Raw genomic sequence first — 15,123 nt, 5'->3', positions numbered from 1 at the left:
GGGGAGTATTCTTTGAAAGATCATCAAATTCCAAAGGCAACAGCGAAGCGATTGCCTTTATATTATCGTTACTTGCGTATTTTGCACCAAGCTGGCAAATTAAAAGTTTCTTCGACCGAACTAAGTGAAGCTGTTCAAGTTGATAGTGCGACGATCCGCCGCGACTTTTCCTACTTTGGTGAATTAGGAAAACGCGGCTATGGCTATGACGTTGAAAGCTTGATGCAGTTCTTTGCGAAGACATTGAACGAAGACCACATGACGAATGTAGCTTTAGTCGGTGTCGGAAACTTGGGGAGCGCCTTGTTGAAATACAAATTTCACCAAAGCAACAGCATTCGGATCAGTGCTGCATTTGATGTCAACGAAGATCTAGTTGGTCGAATCGTAGATGGTGTGCCGGTCTATCCAATGGATGACATGAAGGAACAAGTGAAGATACAGCAGATCGATGTGGCTATTTTGACGGTTCCCGCACAACATTCACAAGATTTAGTGAACGAGCTTGTGAAAGCTGGCATTAAAGGAATCTTGAACTTTACACCTGCACGGATCACTGCACCAAAAGGCGTGCTGATTCAAAACGTTGACTTAACCAATGAATTGCAAACATTGATTTATTTCTTGCATTCAGGCAACGTCTTGTCCCATGAAGAACCAGTAGAAGAACCATCACTAAGCGAATAATCGCATCACATAAATAGGAACCAACAAAACAGCTGCCAGATCGTAGTATATACAACGATCTGACAGCTGTTTTTTGCTTTTTCACCACTGATCTTACTCGTCTAACTGGTCAAAAAGTGATTCGTAGGAATCTTGCTCTTCAACGCTTGTGAGCGCTTCTTGATATCGCAAGATTTGTTGAGTCAAACGTGTGAAATCGATGATGCGGGCTTCACGATGCACTTCTTTCCCATTCGCGAACAAGAGGACGACGGGAACCGTCAAGACCGAAAATAAACTGGCTGCTTCTGGCTCTGCCAGCGTGTTGATGGTAAATAGGGGGAGTTGCTGGGTTTGTGCCAGTTTTTGGATGCGTGGTTTGTCTGCAACACAAATACTGCAATTCGGTTGAGAGAGATAGAGTAGTGCCAACGGTTGTTGGGCGAGCTGCTCTTGGATCGGTTGATTTTTTTGCATAAGTCATTCCTCCATGGAAAATGTACGCTGTTCTTGAGGAAAAGTCAAAATATCTGCTAGCAGCTGATCGCTTAGGTGAATAAGAAGGATTCAAAGATAAGGGAAATCTAAAGCAACGATTAAAAAAATAGGCTGCTTTAAAAAAAACGTTGTATAAAAAAAGGAAAAAACGTATAGTAATTCCAGCGTTTCGAATTTATTGATAAAGAAGGTTAAAGTTATGTTTCAGGCATTACCGAATTCTGTCCTGCAAATGAGTGTTATTTTTTTATCTATCGTCATTGAAGCCTTGCCGTTTGTCCTATTGGGCTGCTTGATCTCAGGTGCCTTACAAGTCTTCTTGACGCCAGAAAGAGTCACAAGACTCTTACCAAAAAACAAATTGGCATCGATCACAGTTGGTTGTGGTCTGGGGGTCTTTTTTCCTTCCTGCGAATGTGGGATCGTACCGATCGTTAATCAGTTCGTAAAAAAAGAGGTGCCAGTGTATACGGCGTTTGCCTTTATGCTGACTGCACCGATCATCAATCCAATCGTGATTTTTTCTACATTCATTGCCTTTGGAAATTCCGCGAAGTTCGCCTTTTTGCGTGTACTGGGCAGCTTATTGGTCGCAATGGTCGTGGGGATCTGGCTGGCGTATTTTAACAAACAAGAGGTCTTAAAAACACGGCTTGCCAATCAATTAAGTGGCGGGAATGAGCAGGCAGCTCACCCACACCATCATGGGCATGCTCACGCCCACCATCAAACGGAAAAGACCAGCCATCCACTCCTTCGGCAGATTCGTCATTTGTTGCAGCATAGTTTGGATGAGTTTTTCGATACTGGGCGTTATTTAATCATTGGTGCGTTGATCGCCTCAGCGATGCAGACCTATCTGCCAACTGGCTTGATGCTGACATTAGGCTCCACGAAGCTGTTAGCGGTCTTTGTCATGCTGCTGTTGGCATTAACGTTATCCTTATGTTCCGAAGCAGATGCCTTTATCGGCTCTTCGTTGTTGAGTTTATTCGGCACGGGACCAGTCGTCGGTTTCCTGGTTTTTGGTCCAATGGTAGATATTAAAAACCTGTTGATGATGAAGCGGTACTTTTCGGGGCGTTTTATCGCTTCTTTAGTTGGTTTAGTCGCAATCGTCGTTTCAATTTATGCATGGGTGGTGTAAAGAATGATTCGTTTTTTGATCTTATCAGGCTATTTTGAATTGATGATGTATTTGCAAGTGACGGGCAAACTTAATCAGTTTATCAACATTCATTATCGCTATCTCGCTATTTTATCCATGATCATTTCTTTATTATTGGCTTTGGTCCAGCTGTATTTTTGGGTCAAACAAGAGCCCGAGCATCATCATGACGATGAGCACCAGCATGGATTAGAGAAAAAACACCAACGAGTGATTGCGTATTTTCTATTAGCCTTACCGATCATCGTGGGTCTCTTTTTCCCCACCGTTAGCTTGGATACGACGATCGTTGAAGCAAAAGGGTTTAATTTCCCCCTAAGTGAAGAATCTGTGGGGGATCCAGAAATGACGACCCAATATCTGAAACCCGATACAAGTCTTTATTTTAACAAAGAAGATTATGACACTCAGATGGATGCAGCATTGGCACGTTACGCCAAAGATGAGACGATTGCGGTAACGGAAGAAAATTACTTGGAAGTCATGGAGTTGATCTATACGTACCCGAGCGAATTTATTGGCAAGAAAATCACCTATGATGGATTTGTGTACCATGCAGATCAAGATGATGCCAATGAAATCTTTTTGTTTCGTTTTGGCATTATCCATTGTGTGGCTGATTCAGGCGTTTTTGGTTTGCGAGTGGAATTACCGCAACAAACAACGGCAGAAAATAACCAGTGGCTCCACGTGGAAGGGACGATCCAATCGAAGTACTATCAACCCTTCAAACGGGACTTGCCGATGGTGGTAGCAGACCAAGAGAAGACGATTGAAGCACCAGAAAACCAGTATGTCTATCGCGCTTTCTAGCTTTTTTTAAGAAAGTTCATAAAAACATCATAAACCTTTGTTATAATGGAGAAAATCTAAGCATATGTTTGTAGTTTTATCAAACGTTTAGTACAATATAGTAGGAACATATGCTAAAATCTATACAAAAGAGAGGTGTCGTGAAATGGGTTTTACAGATGAAACAGTTCGCTTTGATTTTGATGATAGCCGTAAAAAAGAAGTCAGCGAAACATTAGCTATCGTCTACCGAGCATTAGAGGAAAAAGGATACAATCCGATCAATCAAATCGTCGGTTATCTCCTTTCTGGCGACCCGGCTTACATTCCTCGTTATCGGGATGCCCGGAATTTGATTCGTCGTCACGAACGGGATGAGATCATGGAAGTTCTGATCCGTTATTATTTAGGCAATCACGGGATCAACCTATAATGAGAATCATGGGATTGGATGTTGGTTCGCGGACAGTCGGCGTGGCGGTCAGTGACCCAATGGGCTGGACAGCACAAGGGATCGAGATCATTCGCATCAATGAAGATGAAGGCAATTTCGGTTATGATCGACTTGCTGAATTGGTGAAAGAATATGAAGTCTCACGTTTTGTGGTAGGACTACCTAAAAATATGAATAATACGATCGGACCTAGAGCGGAAGCTTCTATGGCTTACGGCGCAGCGATCGAACAGCAATTCGGTTTGCCGGTCGTTTACCAAGACGAACGTCTGACGACCGTTCAAGCAGAACGAATGCTGGTAGAACAGGCGAATACATCGCGTGCCAAACGAAAAAAAGTGATTGATAAATTAGCAGCAGTCATGATTTTGCAGAATTATTTAGATGGTGCTGGGAAACAGCTGTTTTAATTTACAGAAAAGAGGAAAATAAATGTCAGAACATACACACGATCATAACCACGATCACGATCATGAAGGACATGAACACATTACTTTAATCGATGATCAAGGAAATGAAACCTTATACGAAATTCTATTAACGGTTGACGGTACGGAAGAATTCGGCCGCAACTACGTCTTGCTTTATCCAGCAGGCGTACCAGAAGAAGAAGACGTTGAATTACAAGCGTACGCTTATATTGAAAACGAAGACGGTTCTGAAGGTGAATTAGAACAGATCGAAACAGAAGCAGAATGGGATATGATTGAAGAAGTCTTCAACACATTCATGGCGGAAGAAGAAGAGTAATAAGTTGCAAGTGCTGACCCTTTCCATAAGGGATCAGCACTTTTTTTGATTTAACGACTGTTTATTTTAGAAGCATGTCTGCTTTTTTGAAAGGAATGAGAAAAATGAGTAACGTAACGATATTCGAGCTTGAAAAGATCGCAGAAGAGCAGCTAGTTTTTGCCGTGATCATCAGCAAGTACCAAGAAAAGTTCGTCTATGTCAAACACAAAGAACGAGACACATTGGAGATCCCTGGAGGCAAGCGAGAACTAGGAGAAAGCATCACAGAGTGTGCTGCCCGTGAATTAAAAGAAGAAACAGGCGCCAAGCACTTTACCCTAGAACCGTTATTTATCTATGGTGTAGAAAAAAACGGGGAGACCGATTATGGCTTGGTGTTTGAAGCCCAGATCACGGACTTGCAGGATGAATTGACCTCAGAGATCGAAGCAATCTATGTAATGGCAGAGCCGCCTGCCAACTGGACATATCCAACGATTCAGCCGTTGTTATTGGCAGAATATTTCTCACGAACATAAAAATAATTCAGCCCACTCAAATGGAGGGCTGTCTTGAGTGGAAAAGTAAAAGCAGCGTGTTGAGTAGGAGTGAGCGAATGAGTTGCGTGATCCTGCAATCAGGGGTAGGATGAAAATGTAAACGTTATCTTATTGGAGAGTAGGGAAAGGCATGGAAAAAATTTATCAAGCAAGTACCGCAGAAGGAGCAATCGATTTTATCAATATGCGCGATTTGGAGATCGCGGCAGAGGAAGTGATTCCTAAAGGTGGGTATGGCTATATCAGCAGTGGTGCGGGAGATATTTTTACCTATCAAGAAAATGAACGCGCCTTCAATCACAAATTGATTATTCCTCATGTCTTAAAGGACATTGAATTACCGGACACAACGTTGTCCTTTGGCGGCGATACGTTGTCAGCGCCAATCATTATGGCGCCTGTTGCCGCCCACGGCTTAGCAAATGTTGCGGCAGAACAAGCGTCAGCCAAAGGTGTTTCACGTTTTGGCACGATCTATACGGCGAGTTCGTATGCCTCTTGTACGTTGGAAGAAATCCGAGCAGCTGGTGGCCAAGAAGCGCCGCAGTGGTTCCAATTCTATATGAGTAAAGACGATGGCATCAATAAAGACATCTTGGCGATGGCAAAACGCAATGGCGCCAAAGCGATCGTTTTGACCGCAGATGCAACTGTTGGGGGCAATCGAGAAACGGATCGCCGCAATGGCTTCACCTTTCCGTTGGCAATGCCGATCGTTCAGGCCTATCAATCAGGGATCGGACAAACGATGGATGCCGTTTACGGCTCCTCAAAACAAAAATTAAGTCCCCAGGATGTCGCTTTTATCGCCAAAGAATCTGATTTACCAGTTTATGTCAAAGGGGTGCAATCAGAAGAAGATGTGGAACGAGCTTTAGGGGCAGGTGCACAAGGGATTTGGGTCTCAAATCACGGGGGACGCCAATTGGATGGTGGTCCAGCTTCCTTTGATTCCTTACAGATCGTGGCTGAAGCAGTGGCAGGTCGGGCGCCGATCGTCTTTGATAGCGGGGTACGGCGAGGACAGCATGTCTTTAAAGCGATTGCTTGCGGAGCAGATCTAGTGGCGATCGGCCGCCCAGTGATCTATGGGTTGGCTCTAGGTGGTGCTACCGGTGTTCAACAAGTCTTTGATTTCTTCAAAAAAGAATTGGAGATGGTCATGCAGCTTGCGGGGACGCAAACGGTGGCAGATATTAAAAAAGCCGTTTTACGGGACAATCGCTATTTATAAGTAATCCCTCAAAAAGGCGCTAGAATCGCTGATTCTGGTGCTTTTTTTAATGGATTTTTCTGATCATGCCCAGGAGCAGGAGCAACTGCTTTCGCTGAAAAAAGTGTATATGATTTTGAAACAATTGCAAAATCAGCTACACTTAAAAGAGACCAATAAACTAAAGGAGAGAGATTGATGATTCCAAAAATTATTCATTATTGCTGGTTTGGCGGCAATCCATTAGGTGAACAAGAAAAGAAATACATGGATACCTGGAAAAAATATTGTCCGGATTATGAGATCAAACGTTGGGATGAATCGACGATCGACCTTTCAAAATTCGGTCCTTATCTAAAAGAGGCTTATGACCAAGAAGAATGGGCCTTTGTGTCAGATGTGGTTCGTCTGTATGCATTAGTGACAGAAGGCGGTATTTATATGGATACCGATATCGAGGTGGTCAAACCTTTAGATGAGCTCTTGACACTGGAGGCATTTATGGGCTTTGAGATCGAAACCAAGATTTCTACGGGGATCATTGGAGCGGTGCCGCATCATCCCTTTATGGAAGAATGGTACCACGATTACGATGACCGAAAATTTGTCCGGGCAGAAAAAACGGAAGATGTCGTCACCAATGTGATCCGAGTGACGGAACTGTTGCAAAACCACGGATTAGAATTGAATAATCAACGACAAACCGTTAAGGGTGTAGAAATCTTCCCGCAAATGACGTTTTCACCAAAAAGCTATATCACTGGTGAGGTCGAGGAAGATCCGAGTACGATGGTGATCCATCAGTTTTCTGGCTCTTGGTTGTAAAAGAGTAAGTCTATGAAAGGACGGACAGTGGGGAAAGCTGTCCGTCCTTTTTGCTTTTGCAAGGGATGATGGAGATGTGATAGAATAGCTTGAAAAAATGAGGAGGCGTTTTGATGGCTATCAAACGATGTACTTTGGCAGATTTAGAAGAATTGGGAGAAATCAGCGTATCCACCTATTACGATACATTTGCTCCTTTCAATACGGAGGAAAATACTCGTATCTATCTAGAAGAAGCCTACAATCTGCCGAAACTGACCCGAGAGTTAGAAAATCCGCAGTCGGCGTTTTATTTTTTACAAGAAAATGATCAAACCGTAGGATATATCAAACTTAACTGGGGTGAGGCGCAAACGGAAGCGATTGCCCCAGAGGGGTTGGAAATTGAACGAATCTATATCAAAAAAGAACATAAGCGCAGAGGCTATGGCAAAACACTGCTGCTGTTTGCTCAAGAGACCGCCAAAGAGCTGCAGAAAAAGTCGATCTGGTTAGGCGTTTGGGAATTTAACGACAATGCGTTGGCTTTTTATCATACGATGGGCTTTGAAAGAGTTGGCAGTCACTCCTTTTTTATGGGGGATGATGAGCAGACGGATTTCTTGATGCTGAAAGAACTTTGAAATCTGCCTTTGTATGAGGAATTAGAAATTACTTTCCATTTTTTTGGCAATCAAGTATAGTTAAAGGGATTGATGAAAAAAGAACGATTGGTGAAAACCATCGCTAAGGAGAGCAATTGTAAATGGAAAAACAGAGAAACGAAAGTATTTTGTCACGTTTTCTTAAAGGCGTGGTGATTGCCTTGGGCTTTATCTTGCCTGGTGTTTCAGGTGGCGTATTGGCAGCCATCTTAGGCATTTATGAGCGGATGCTGCGCTTTATGGCACATCTGACGAAGAATTTTAAAGAGAATCTCCTCTTTTTCCTGCCAGTAGGGATCGGGGGAATCGTAGGGATCGGGCTTTTATCAAAGCCATTAGAGTGGCTGCTGCAAAACTATCAAATCATCGTTTTGTGGGGCTTTGCGGGGGCAATTATTGGGACGTTACCGGCACTTGCTAAAGAATCGACCTTGAAAAGCAAACGGACAACCGGCGACCTGCTTTGGTTCTTCGGCAGTATGGTCATCGGCTTCTTGTTCCTCTATTTTATGGGCGATATCTTAGGAACGATCCCTGCCAATTTCATAGGTTTTGTGATCGCCGGCGGTCTGATCGCGTTAGGTGTTTTGGTTCCTGGCTTGAGTCCTTCAAACCTTTTGCTCGTTTTGGGACTTTATGATCCGATGTTGAAAGGCTTTAAGAGCTTTGACATCATGGGGGTCTTTCTACCGATCGCCATTGGCGGCTTGGCAGTGATGCTGCTGTTTTCGAAATTGATGGAGTGGCTATTGACCCATTATCATTCAAAAGTCTATCACTTCATTTTAGGGATCGTTATTGCCTCAACGATATTGATCGTGATTCCTCCGGTGGCAAACTATAGCGGCTTTACTTGGGTAACGGCTGTCATCGGAATTATCTTGTTTGTCTTGGGGGCTTGGTTAGGTCTTTGGATGAGCAAGCTGGAAGAAAAATACAAGTAAATCAAAACGGCACATCGTTTGGCGATGTGCCGTTTTTGTTAGGTAATGATGGGGACAGCTAAGAAGAAGCGTTGGTCGACAACTGGTAGTAAAAAGATGGGAACGTTTGATAACGATATGATACAGGTTTAAAAACTGTTCTATTTTTGTTGAAAGATTTCCTAGTGTTTGGTATATTGTAGTCTATATAAAGAAGAATTTCCCATGTGTTACAGTTTAGATAATTGTTTGAGGTTATTGAGAAAAAGGAGGGACAAGCATGCAAGATGCGACCTATTGGGCGGAACAATTGCGGCAAGGACAAATCAGCTTTGCCGAGCGGGTGGCGATGATCGAAGAAAAAGTCAATCAACAAAATTCGCTTTTGAATGCGCTTGTAACATTTGATCCGCAAGCAGCGATCCAGCATTACGAGCAGCATCTTCAAAAAACGGTTTTTGGTGGACAACCCATGCCGTTAAAAATACTCGGCCAAACCAAAGCAGGGTGGCCAGCAACGTCAGGAGCCAAACTGTTTGCAAAAGCACGAGCCAGCCGCACGGCTCATTTTGTCTCTCGTTTAGAAGAGGCGGGCTTTGTGCCGTTAGGGCAAACCAATGCACCAGAATTTGGATTCAAAAATATCACTGATCCAACATTGTATGGACCTACACGTAATCCGTGGAATCCTGCCTATTCAGCTGGTGGTTCCAGTGGTGGTGCGGCAGCGGCAGTGGCTTCGGGGATGTTTCCGATTGCAGGTGCCAGTGATGGCGGCGGATCGATCCGCATTCCAGCTTCCTTTAGCGGATTGATCGGTTTGAAGCCAACCCGTGGCACGATGCCAGTGGGTCCTAGTGAATGGCGCAGCTGGCAAGGCGCTTCCATCAACTTTGCGTTGACGCTTTCTATGCGTGATACGGAACAGTTGTTTTATGCGTTGCGGACGTCACAGCCGGCAGCCCCTTATCAGGCACCGCAAGTAGAATGGCATCATCAGCAAGCGAGTCAAAAACCGCGGTTGAAGGTTGCTTTTACTACCGCATCGCCGACCGGTGGACAAGTGTCTGAAACTGCCATCCAAGCAGTCCGAAGTGCAGCCGCATTTTTAGAAAAGCAGGGGCACGAAGTCATTGAAGTGGGCTATCCAGTGGATGGTCAGCAAATGATGACCACTTATTACGCCATGAATGGCGGCGAAACAGCTGCGATGTTTGCTGAGATCGATGCTGCTCGTCAGGAACCGGTCAGACGGGAAGAGATGGAATTGATGACCTGGGCACTTTACCAATATGGCAAAAAACTGCCGGTCGCCGATTACGTTCTTGCCTTGCAGTGGTGGGATCAGCTGGCAGAAAAAATGGAAGAAGTCTTTTCGACCTATGATCTCTTTTTAACACCGACGACAGCTTTTCCAGCCCCTTTGATCGAGGAAGACTTACAAAGCGATAGCATACGCCAAAGACTGCATGAGATCGAGACGCTTGGAAAAAGTGCTGCGGGTGAGTTGATCGAAGAAATGTTTGCCAAGAGCTATGCTCTGACACCTTACACTCAATTAGCCAATTTAACGGGGCAGCCAGCCATCAGCTTGCCAACTGCTCTCAGTGAGGAAGGGTTGCCGCTAGGGATCCAATTTATGGCGTCTAAAGGCAGAGAAGATCTACTTTTCCAAGTCGGCTATTTATTTGAAACACAGCAACGATTTCTGTTGCCAAAACAAGGAGACTAAGAGGAGGATATTATGAAACAAGTTAGAAAAGGGAAAATCGTTGCAATGGTTGGCTTTTTAGGTTTATTTGCGGGAGTCTTGTTAAGTGCCTGCAGCAAACCAACGGAAGAAGACACGAGTCTAAGTAAGGTGGAAGAAGCCAAAACATTGGTTGTTGCTACTTCGGGAACCTTGTATCCATCGTCTTACTATAACGATGAAAATGAATTAGTGGGCTATGATGTCGATGTGGCAAAAGAAGTCGCCAAACGATTAGGCGTAGAGATCACATTTAAAGAGTACAATGTCGATGGACAAGTTTCTTCTTTAACACGTGGAGAAGCCGATTTTGCTGCCAACGATTTTGGTTTGACAGATGAACGGGCGGAAAAATTCAGTCTCTCAACGCCTATCAAATACTCGTTCGATAGTATGATCGTGCGAAAAAGTGATGACTCTGGGATTGCTTCTTTAGAAGATTTGGATGGCAAAAAAGCTGCTGGTGAACCGAATACCAGTTACATGCGCTTAGCCGAATCCTATGGGGCAGAATTAGTGACTTACGATAACGCAACGAATGATCAGTATTTGACAGATGTTGCGAATGGTCGAACGGATGTGATCTTGAATGATTACTATTTGCAAAAAATGGCAGTCGCTGCTTTGCCAGATATCCCTGTTAAAATTTTAGAAGATGTCTACTTTAATCCGAATGAAACGGGCTTCTTATTTGTGAAAGATCATCAGGCATTGCAGGAAAAAGTGGATGCTGTTTTAGCAGAAATGAAAGAAGACGGCCGTTTAAAAGAACTTGCGGAAACGTATTTTCAAACCGATATTTCAGTAAAATCTGATCAAGCGATCCAAACGGTTGAAACAGACTAATGTATATTCCAACCCTTGATTTGCCGTTGATGTGGGAGTCATTGCCCTATTTGCTGTCGGGCTTGTCCTATACGGTCGGCATTGCTGTCGTTTCGTTTCTAGGAGGCAACGTATTAGGGATCATGCTCACCTTCTTAGGGATGCTGGAAAACCCCATCATTAGAGGGTTCGTGCGGGGCTACCTCTCATTTTTAAGAGGCGTCCCAGCGTTGGTCTTGTTGTTCCTACTGTATTTTGGCTTGCCTTATCAATTGTCGGCGCTTAGTGCTGCGATCATCTGTTTTACATTGACCAGCAGCGCATTTATCGGGGAAATCTACCGAGGATCAATTGCTGGTGTGGATCGTGGGCAATTTGATGCTGCCTATGCGTTAGGGTTATCCTTTACGAAAACGATGCGTCTGATTATTTTGCCACAAGCCTTTCGTATTTCTGTACCGGCATTGAGTAATGTGGCAATGGATTTGCTGAAAGGAACCTCCTTGGCAGCAATGATCACGATTCCTGATATTTTTCAAAAAGCTAAGATCGTTGGCGGACGAACCTTTGATTACATGTCCATGTATGTGCTAGTTGCCATCATCTATTGGCTGTTGTGTATTTTGATTGAAGCCGGGCAAAAGCGATTAGAACAACATTTTTCAAAACGCTTTGCCGCTAATGAGGCTGTAAGACAATAAAAAAAGAGCCGAGGCTCTTCAGCTGCTGTCAATGTTTCCTTATGAGACATTGACAGCAGTTTTTTTAGGTAATGAAGCAGCACCACAAGTTAGCCAGAGAAAAAAGGCAGAATAGTACCGTTTACTCTGGGCGGTTTTTTATGAATTCGATAAAGGTAATGATTTCAGATAGTTGATATTCAGTAAAGTCCTCATTGATTCTTGAAGCCACACGAATCTGTTTCATAGAGAGGGCTTCCAAATCATTCGGACGTCCATGCAAATAATCGAGACTGACATTGAAGTAATCAGCAAGTTCTTTTTGGATCTCAATATCGGGCATCCGATTGCCTTGCTCATACGAAGCATAGGTTGTTTTGGCGATTCCTAAATATTTTGCCATTTTTGCTTGTGTTAAACCAGATCGCGTTTTCCGCAACTGTCTTAAACGATCTTTAAACATGAAATCCCCTCCACAAAATTATTCTACTATGACACGATAGAAGCAGAAAGAAATTAATGTTTTATATCACTAATAGAGTTTTATTACATTTACAAAGTACTCGATATGTAATACTATTTATGTGAAGAAGGATTACTACCTGTAAGAATCAGCAGATAGTGAATCGTTCTCAAGGATTTTTTTATAGCATGAAGGAGGGTAGAAGAAAGGAATAGATACACCAAAATGGAAGCGTTTCATAAAAGGAGGAAGTGAAATGAAAAAAGTATTGATAATTTGTGCAGCAGGCATGTCTTCATCGTTGATCGCTAAAAAAGGAACAAGCTTTTTAACCACAGAAGGCTGGTCAGTGAGGATCGATGCCATCTCTGCTTCAGAGGGGATCGCTACGATCGCTAAGGATGAGTATGATTTATATTTAGTTAGCCCGCAAACGAAAATGCATTTTGCCAATTTAAAGAAAAGCGCCGATAAATACGGCAAACCAATCGTGAATATTCCCCCGCAAGCATATATTCCGATACCGATCGGGATCGAGAAATTAGCACAGCTAGTCAAAGAAAGTGTTGCATTAGAGAAAAGTGCGAAATAAATGGAGGTAGGCTATGGATAGTGAAAAAATTCAAGAAATATCCTTTGAACTTATTTTAGCAAGCGGTGATGCCCGCACGATGATTCATCAAGCCTTTGAACAGATGCGAATCAGCAGTTGTCAAGAAGCGCAAGAGTTGTTGGACACAGCCAGTGATTCATTAGTCAAAGCCCACCGCATCCAGTCAAAAATGCTGCAAGAATATGCTTCAGGGACTTCATTTACCTGCGATATCTTGTTGATCCATGCACAAGATCATTTGATGACAACCATGACCCTCAGAGAAGTAGCACTAGAAATGCTAGGGATTTATCAAAAAATGAGTAGCCTTGAAGAAGCGATCCAATGCAGGAATGCAGATGGCGAGTAAGCAAGCAAAAGTTGCTCAAAGAGATGCGTCGCAAAAACTGACGAAGAAAAATCTCTATTTTCAACGGCTGTTGCTATTGCGGTATTTAGTCGCATTCTTTTTCTTTTTTAACCTATATTGGCTGTTGGCTGCTTCTTTGGCAGGGCAATGGCTGCGTGTGGTTCCACTGAGCCTGTTGCTGTTTTCAATGGGAGCGATCAGTGAGTTTATCCGCTTATATGGACACCACGCAATTATCGTTCCCAAGCAACTCTTTTTTACAACTTGGTATTTACGCCTTCAAATGGGGACAATGGCCATTCTTTTTTTATTGACTTTTTTTGGAGTGACAGAAGTTATTTTCCCCTATTTCACCTCGCAAAGTACCGAGTATGTTCGCATAGTTCTCTGGATAAGTGGCGTCTTTGCATGGAGTGGTATCAGAAAACTGAAGAAAATTTTTCGCAATGAAGACCGACATTGGCAATGGATACGCGAATTTGAAGAGATAGAAAGAAAGGGTGATTGATTTGACAGAATCGAACAATAAACTATTTCAACTTTTGGAAAAAGCAGTAATGGGTCCGATGGGAAAGATTTCCCAATACAAAATCGTTCGTAGCATCATGGCGGCAGGGATGGCGTCGATTCCTTTTACGATCGTAGGCTCAATGTTTTTAGTATTCAACATTTTACCGATCACGTTTCCGTTTTTAGCTAACTTTTTTGAAGCGACTTTTTTGAATTTCAGTGATTTGTATATGTTAGCAAATAGTACGACCATGGGGTTATTGGCATTATATTTTTGTATCGTTCTGGGCTATGAGTATTCCAAGATCATTCAAGTCGAGGAGAATCTCGACCTGACGCCGATCAATGGGGCGTTGTTAGGTGTTTTTGCTACATTGATGTCGATTCCTCAGCTTGTTTTTGACGGCGGAAAAATGACACGGATGAATGATGTGGAAGAAGGGCTGATCAATGGTTGGTTGATTGGTGCCGATGGGGTCGCACGTTTAGGAACTGTTGGTATTTTCACTGGGATCGTGATGGCGGTCGTTGCTGTTCAGTTGTATCGTCTCTGTGTAAAAAACAACTGGGTCATCAAAATGCCGGAAGAAGTGCCTGAAGGTGTGGCTCGTAGTTTTACGGCACTGATACCAGCCTTTGTGGTGGCAGTCGTGGTTCTTACCATCAATGGTGTTTTAGTTGTTTTAGGGACGGATATTTTTCAACTAGTAGCAATTCCGTTCGGGTTTGTTACCCACCTTACGGATAGCTGGTTGGGAATCATGGTGATTTATTTCCTCGCGCATGCCTTGTGGTTGGTAGGGATTCATGGATTCAATATCATTAGTCCACTGATCACCCCGATCATGTTAGCTAATTTAGCTGCCAATGTTGAAGGGGCGAGTTTCCCATTAGCAGGCCAATTTACCAACGGGTACGTGACATTAGGTGGTTCGGGAGCAACCCTTGGTTTTACCTTATTTATGATCTACATTGCTAAATCGAAACAGATGAAAGTATTAGGGAGAGCTGCCATCGTCCCGTCGATTTTCAATATCAATGAACCGATCATTTTTGGCGTGCCGATCATCTATAATCCTTATTTAGCAATTCCTTTCTTGTTAGCACCGATGGCATCCGCCACGATCGCGTATTTTGCCACAAGGATGGAATTGATTCGTCCCATGATCGCCAATATTCCTTTCCCAACACCCGTTGGACTTGGTGGCTTTATTGGCACCGGTGGAGACTGGCGTGCAGGCGTCGTTGCCATTGTTTGTGCAGTTGTTTCTTTCTTGATCTATTTTCCATTTGCGAAGTTTTATGACACAAAATTGCTGAAAGAAGAACAAGAAGCCGCATAAGACGAGCAGTTGGGAAAACAGCAAGTAGCTACATTATCCCTATAAGAAAAAAACAGTTGTCCCTTTGCAGTTGAAGGGATAACTGTTTTTACAATGGTCCTTCTTTTTCATGGTA

20 protein-coding genes are annotated in these 15,123 nt (G+C 43.4%); 18 read left to right on the top strand and 2 right to left on the bottom strand.

All coding sequences use genetic code 11. The features are described from left to right. Nucleotides 1–12: 12 nt before the first annotated feature. On the top strand, nt 13–687 hold the full coding sequence (locus A5867_RS14440) for a redox-sensing transcriptional repressor Rex (protein ID WP_005228549.1): 675 nt from the start codon (nt 13–15) through the stop codon (nt 685–687). Between the two features lie 93 nt (nt 688–780). On the opposite strand, the gene A5867_RS14435 is transcribed toward A5867_RS14440, so the two are convergent. After that, a complete protein-coding gene (locus tag A5867_RS14435) occupies nt 781–1,143 on the bottom strand; it encodes a thioredoxin family protein (protein ID WP_015510225.1) in 363 nt (120 codons plus the stop codon). A 220-nt stretch (nt 1,144–1,363) separates the two neighbouring features. Between A5867_RS14435 and A5867_RS14425 the strand changes: the two genes are divergently transcribed. From A5867_RS14425 to A5867_RS14365, 13 genes are all read left to right on the top strand, one after another. Further along, a complete protein-coding gene (locus A5867_RS14425) occupies nt 1,364–2,311 on the top strand; it encodes a permease (protein ID WP_087627878.1) in 948 nt (315 codons plus the stop codon). Nucleotides 2,312–2,314: 3 nt separating this feature from the next. Beyond that, nucleotides 2,315–3,145, top strand: coding sequence for a TIGR03943 family protein (locus tag A5867_RS14420; RefSeq protein ID WP_087627877.1), 831 nt, complete (start codon nt 2,315–2,317; stop codon nt 3,143–3,145). A gap of 145 nt (nt 3,146–3,290) precedes the next feature. Then, entirely contained in the window at nt 3,291–3,557 is a 267-nt protein-coding gene (locus A5867_RS14415; protein WP_005228556.1) for an IreB family regulatory phosphoprotein, read from the top strand. Beyond that, complete coding sequence (gene ruvX / locus A5867_RS14410) at nt 3,557–3,988, top strand: Holliday junction resolvase RuvX (RefSeq protein ID WP_005234242.1); 432 nt, start codon at nt 3,557–3,559, stop codon at nt 3,986–3,988. The genes A5867_RS14415 and ruvX overlap by 1 nt, the downstream gene beginning before the upstream one ends. Nucleotides 3,989–4,010: 22 nt before the next feature. Continuing rightward, on the top strand, nt 4,011–4,328 hold the full coding sequence (locus A5867_RS14405) for a DUF1292 domain-containing protein (protein ID WP_005228559.1): 318 nt from the start codon (nt 4,011–4,013) through the stop codon (nt 4,326–4,328). Nucleotides 4,329–4,432: 104 nt separating this feature from the next. Next, nucleotides 4,433–4,849: an NUDIX domain-containing protein gene (locus tag A5867_RS14400; RefSeq protein ID WP_086337969.1), complete on the top strand. Its 417-nt coding sequence runs from the start codon at nt 4,433–4,435 to the stop codon at nt 4,847–4,849. Between the two features lie 151 nt (nt 4,850–5,000). Beyond that, on the top strand, nt 5,001–6,104 hold the full coding sequence (locus A5867_RS14395; protein WP_010749842.1) for an alpha-hydroxy-acid oxidizing protein: 1,104 nt from the start codon (nt 5,001–5,003) through the stop codon (nt 6,102–6,104). A gap of 177 nt (nt 6,105–6,281) precedes the next feature. Continuing rightward, complete coding sequence (locus tag A5867_RS14390) at nt 6,282–6,908, top strand: glycosyltransferase (protein ID WP_010749841.1); 627 nt, start codon at nt 6,282–6,284, stop codon at nt 6,906–6,908. Between the two features lie 113 nt (nt 6,909–7,021). Next, nucleotides 7,022–7,531 carry a GNAT family N-acetyltransferase gene (locus tag A5867_RS14385; protein WP_015510214.1) on the top strand — a complete coding sequence of 170 codons (510 nt, stop codon included), beginning with the start codon at nt 7,022–7,024 and terminating at the stop codon, nt 7,529–7,531. A gap of 122 nt (nt 7,532–7,653) precedes the next feature. Continuing rightward, the gene (locus A5867_RS14380; protein ID WP_015510213.1) at nt 7,654–8,496 is read left to right on the top strand and encodes a DUF368 domain-containing protein; all 843 of its coding nucleotides are present in this window, start codon (nt 7,654–7,656) and stop codon (nt 8,494–8,496) included. Between the two features lie 259 nt (nt 8,497–8,755). Beyond that, complete coding sequence (locus A5867_RS14375; protein ID WP_087627875.1) at nt 8,756–10,207, top strand: amidase; 1,452 nt, start codon at nt 8,756–8,758, stop codon at nt 10,205–10,207. A gap of 12 nt (nt 10,208–10,219) precedes the next feature. Then, nucleotides 10,220–11,071, top strand: a complete 852-nt coding sequence (locus A5867_RS14370; RefSeq protein WP_015510211.1) for a transporter substrate-binding domain-containing protein — start codon at nt 10,220–10,222, stop codon at nt 11,069–11,071. Beyond that, the gene (locus A5867_RS14365) at nt 11,071–11,751 is read left to right on the top strand and encodes an amino acid ABC transporter permease (RefSeq protein WP_005228575.1); all 681 of its coding nucleotides are present in this window, start codon (nt 11,071–11,073) and stop codon (nt 11,749–11,751) included. The genes A5867_RS14370 and A5867_RS14365 overlap by 1 nt, the downstream gene beginning before the upstream one ends. Nucleotides 11,752–11,872: 121 nt before the next feature. On the opposite strand, the gene A5867_RS14360 is transcribed toward A5867_RS14365, so the two are convergent. Next, entirely contained in the window at nt 11,873–12,193 is a 321-nt protein-coding gene (locus tag A5867_RS14360; RefSeq protein ID WP_005228576.1) for a helix-turn-helix transcriptional regulator, read from the bottom strand. 256 nt (nt 12,194–12,449) lie between these two features. Between A5867_RS14360 and A5867_RS14355 the strand changes: the two genes are divergently transcribed. From A5867_RS14355 to celB, 4 genes are read left to right on the top strand one after another with little or no spacing between them, the layout of a single operon-like run. Next, complete coding sequence (locus A5867_RS14355) at nt 12,450–12,785, top strand: PTS cellobiose transporter subunit IIB (protein ID WP_005228578.1); 336 nt, start codon at nt 12,450–12,452, stop codon at nt 12,783–12,785. Between the two features lie 13 nt (nt 12,786–12,798). Beyond that, a complete protein-coding gene (locus tag A5867_RS14350) occupies nt 12,799–13,155 on the top strand; it encodes a PTS lactose/cellobiose transporter subunit IIA (RefSeq protein ID WP_087627874.1) in 357 nt (118 codons plus the stop codon). Further along, nucleotides 13,145–13,663, top strand: a complete 519-nt coding sequence (locus tag A5867_RS14345) for a hypothetical protein (RefSeq protein WP_087627873.1) — start codon at nt 13,145–13,147, stop codon at nt 13,661–13,663. Before A5867_RS14350 ends, A5867_RS14345 begins: the two co-directional genes overlap by 11 nt. Continuing rightward, nucleotides 13,656–15,008: a PTS cellobiose transporter subunit IIC gene (gene celB, locus A5867_RS14340; protein ID WP_087627872.1), complete on the top strand. Its 1,353-nt coding sequence runs from the start codon at nt 13,656–13,658 to the stop codon at nt 15,006–15,008. Before A5867_RS14345 ends, celB begins: the two co-directional genes overlap by 8 nt. Nucleotides 15,009–15,123: the final 115 nt, after the last annotated feature.

The organism is Enterococcus sp. 6D12_DIV0197, assembly GCF_002174385.1.
Lineage (GTDB): Bacteria > Bacillota > Bacilli > Lactobacillales > Enterococcaceae > Enterococcus_D > Enterococcus_D casseliflavus.
The sequence above is the reverse complement of the archived record's forward strand: the minus strand, read 5'-3'. Positions and strand labels throughout refer to the sequence as shown.

Bases quoted from the DNA above. Each gene is read 5' to 3' on its own strand.
- A5867_RS14435 (WP_015510225.1), bottom strand. From the start codon at position 1,143: ATGCAAAAAAATCAACCGATCCAAGAGCAGCTCGCCCAACAACCGTTG.
- A5867_RS14425 (WP_087627878.1), top strand. From the start codon at position 1,364: ATGTTTCAGGCATTACCGAATTCTGTCCTGCAAATGAGTGTTATTTTT.
- A5867_RS14420 (WP_087627877.1), top strand. From the start codon at position 2,315: ATGATTCGTTTTTTGATCTTATCAGGCTATTTTGAATTGATGATGTAT.
- A5867_RS14415 (WP_005228556.1), top strand. From the start codon at position 3,291: ATGGGTTTTACAGATGAAACAGTTCGCTTTGATTTTGATGATAGCCGT.
- ruvX (WP_005234242.1), top strand. From the start codon at position 3,557: ATGAGAATCATGGGATTGGATGTTGGTTCGCGGACAGTCGGCGTGGCG.
- A5867_RS14405 (WP_005228559.1), top strand. From the start codon at position 4,011: ATGTCAGAACATACACACGATCATAACCACGATCACGATCATGAAGGA.
- A5867_RS14400 (WP_086337969.1), top strand. From the start codon at position 4,433: ATGAGTAACGTAACGATATTCGAGCTTGAAAAGATCGCAGAAGAGCAG.
- A5867_RS14395 (WP_010749842.1), top strand. From the start codon at position 5,001: ATGGAAAAAATTTATCAAGCAAGTACCGCAGAAGGAGCAATCGATTTT.
- A5867_RS14390 (WP_010749841.1), top strand. From the start codon at position 6,282: ATGATTCCAAAAATTATTCATTATTGCTGGTTTGGCGGCAATCCATTA.
- A5867_RS14385 (WP_015510214.1), top strand. From the start codon at position 7,022: ATGGCTATCAAACGATGTACTTTGGCAGATTTAGAAGAATTGGGAGAA.
- A5867_RS14380 (WP_015510213.1), top strand. From the start codon at position 7,654: ATGGAAAAACAGAGAAACGAAAGTATTTTGTCACGTTTTCTTAAAGGC.
- A5867_RS14375 (WP_087627875.1), top strand. From the start codon at position 8,756: ATGCAAGATGCGACCTATTGGGCGGAACAATTGCGGCAAGGACAAATC.
- A5867_RS14370 (WP_015510211.1), top strand. From the start codon at position 10,220: ATGAAACAAGTTAGAAAAGGGAAAATCGTTGCAATGGTTGGCTTTTTA.
- A5867_RS14365 (WP_005228575.1), top strand. From the start codon at position 11,071: ATGTATATTCCAACCCTTGATTTGCCGTTGATGTGGGAGTCATTGCCC.
- A5867_RS14360 (WP_005228576.1), bottom strand. From the start codon at position 12,193: ATGTTTAAAGATCGTTTAAGACAGTTGCGGAAAACGCGATCTGGTTTA.
- A5867_RS14355 (WP_005228578.1), top strand. From the start codon at position 12,450: ATGAAAAAAGTATTGATAATTTGTGCAGCAGGCATGTCTTCATCGTTG.
- A5867_RS14350 (WP_087627874.1), top strand. From the start codon at position 12,799: ATGGATAGTGAAAAAATTCAAGAAATATCCTTTGAACTTATTTTAGCA.
- A5867_RS14345 (WP_087627873.1), top strand. From the start codon at position 13,145: ATGGCGAGTAAGCAAGCAAAAGTTGCTCAAAGAGATGCGTCGCAAAAA.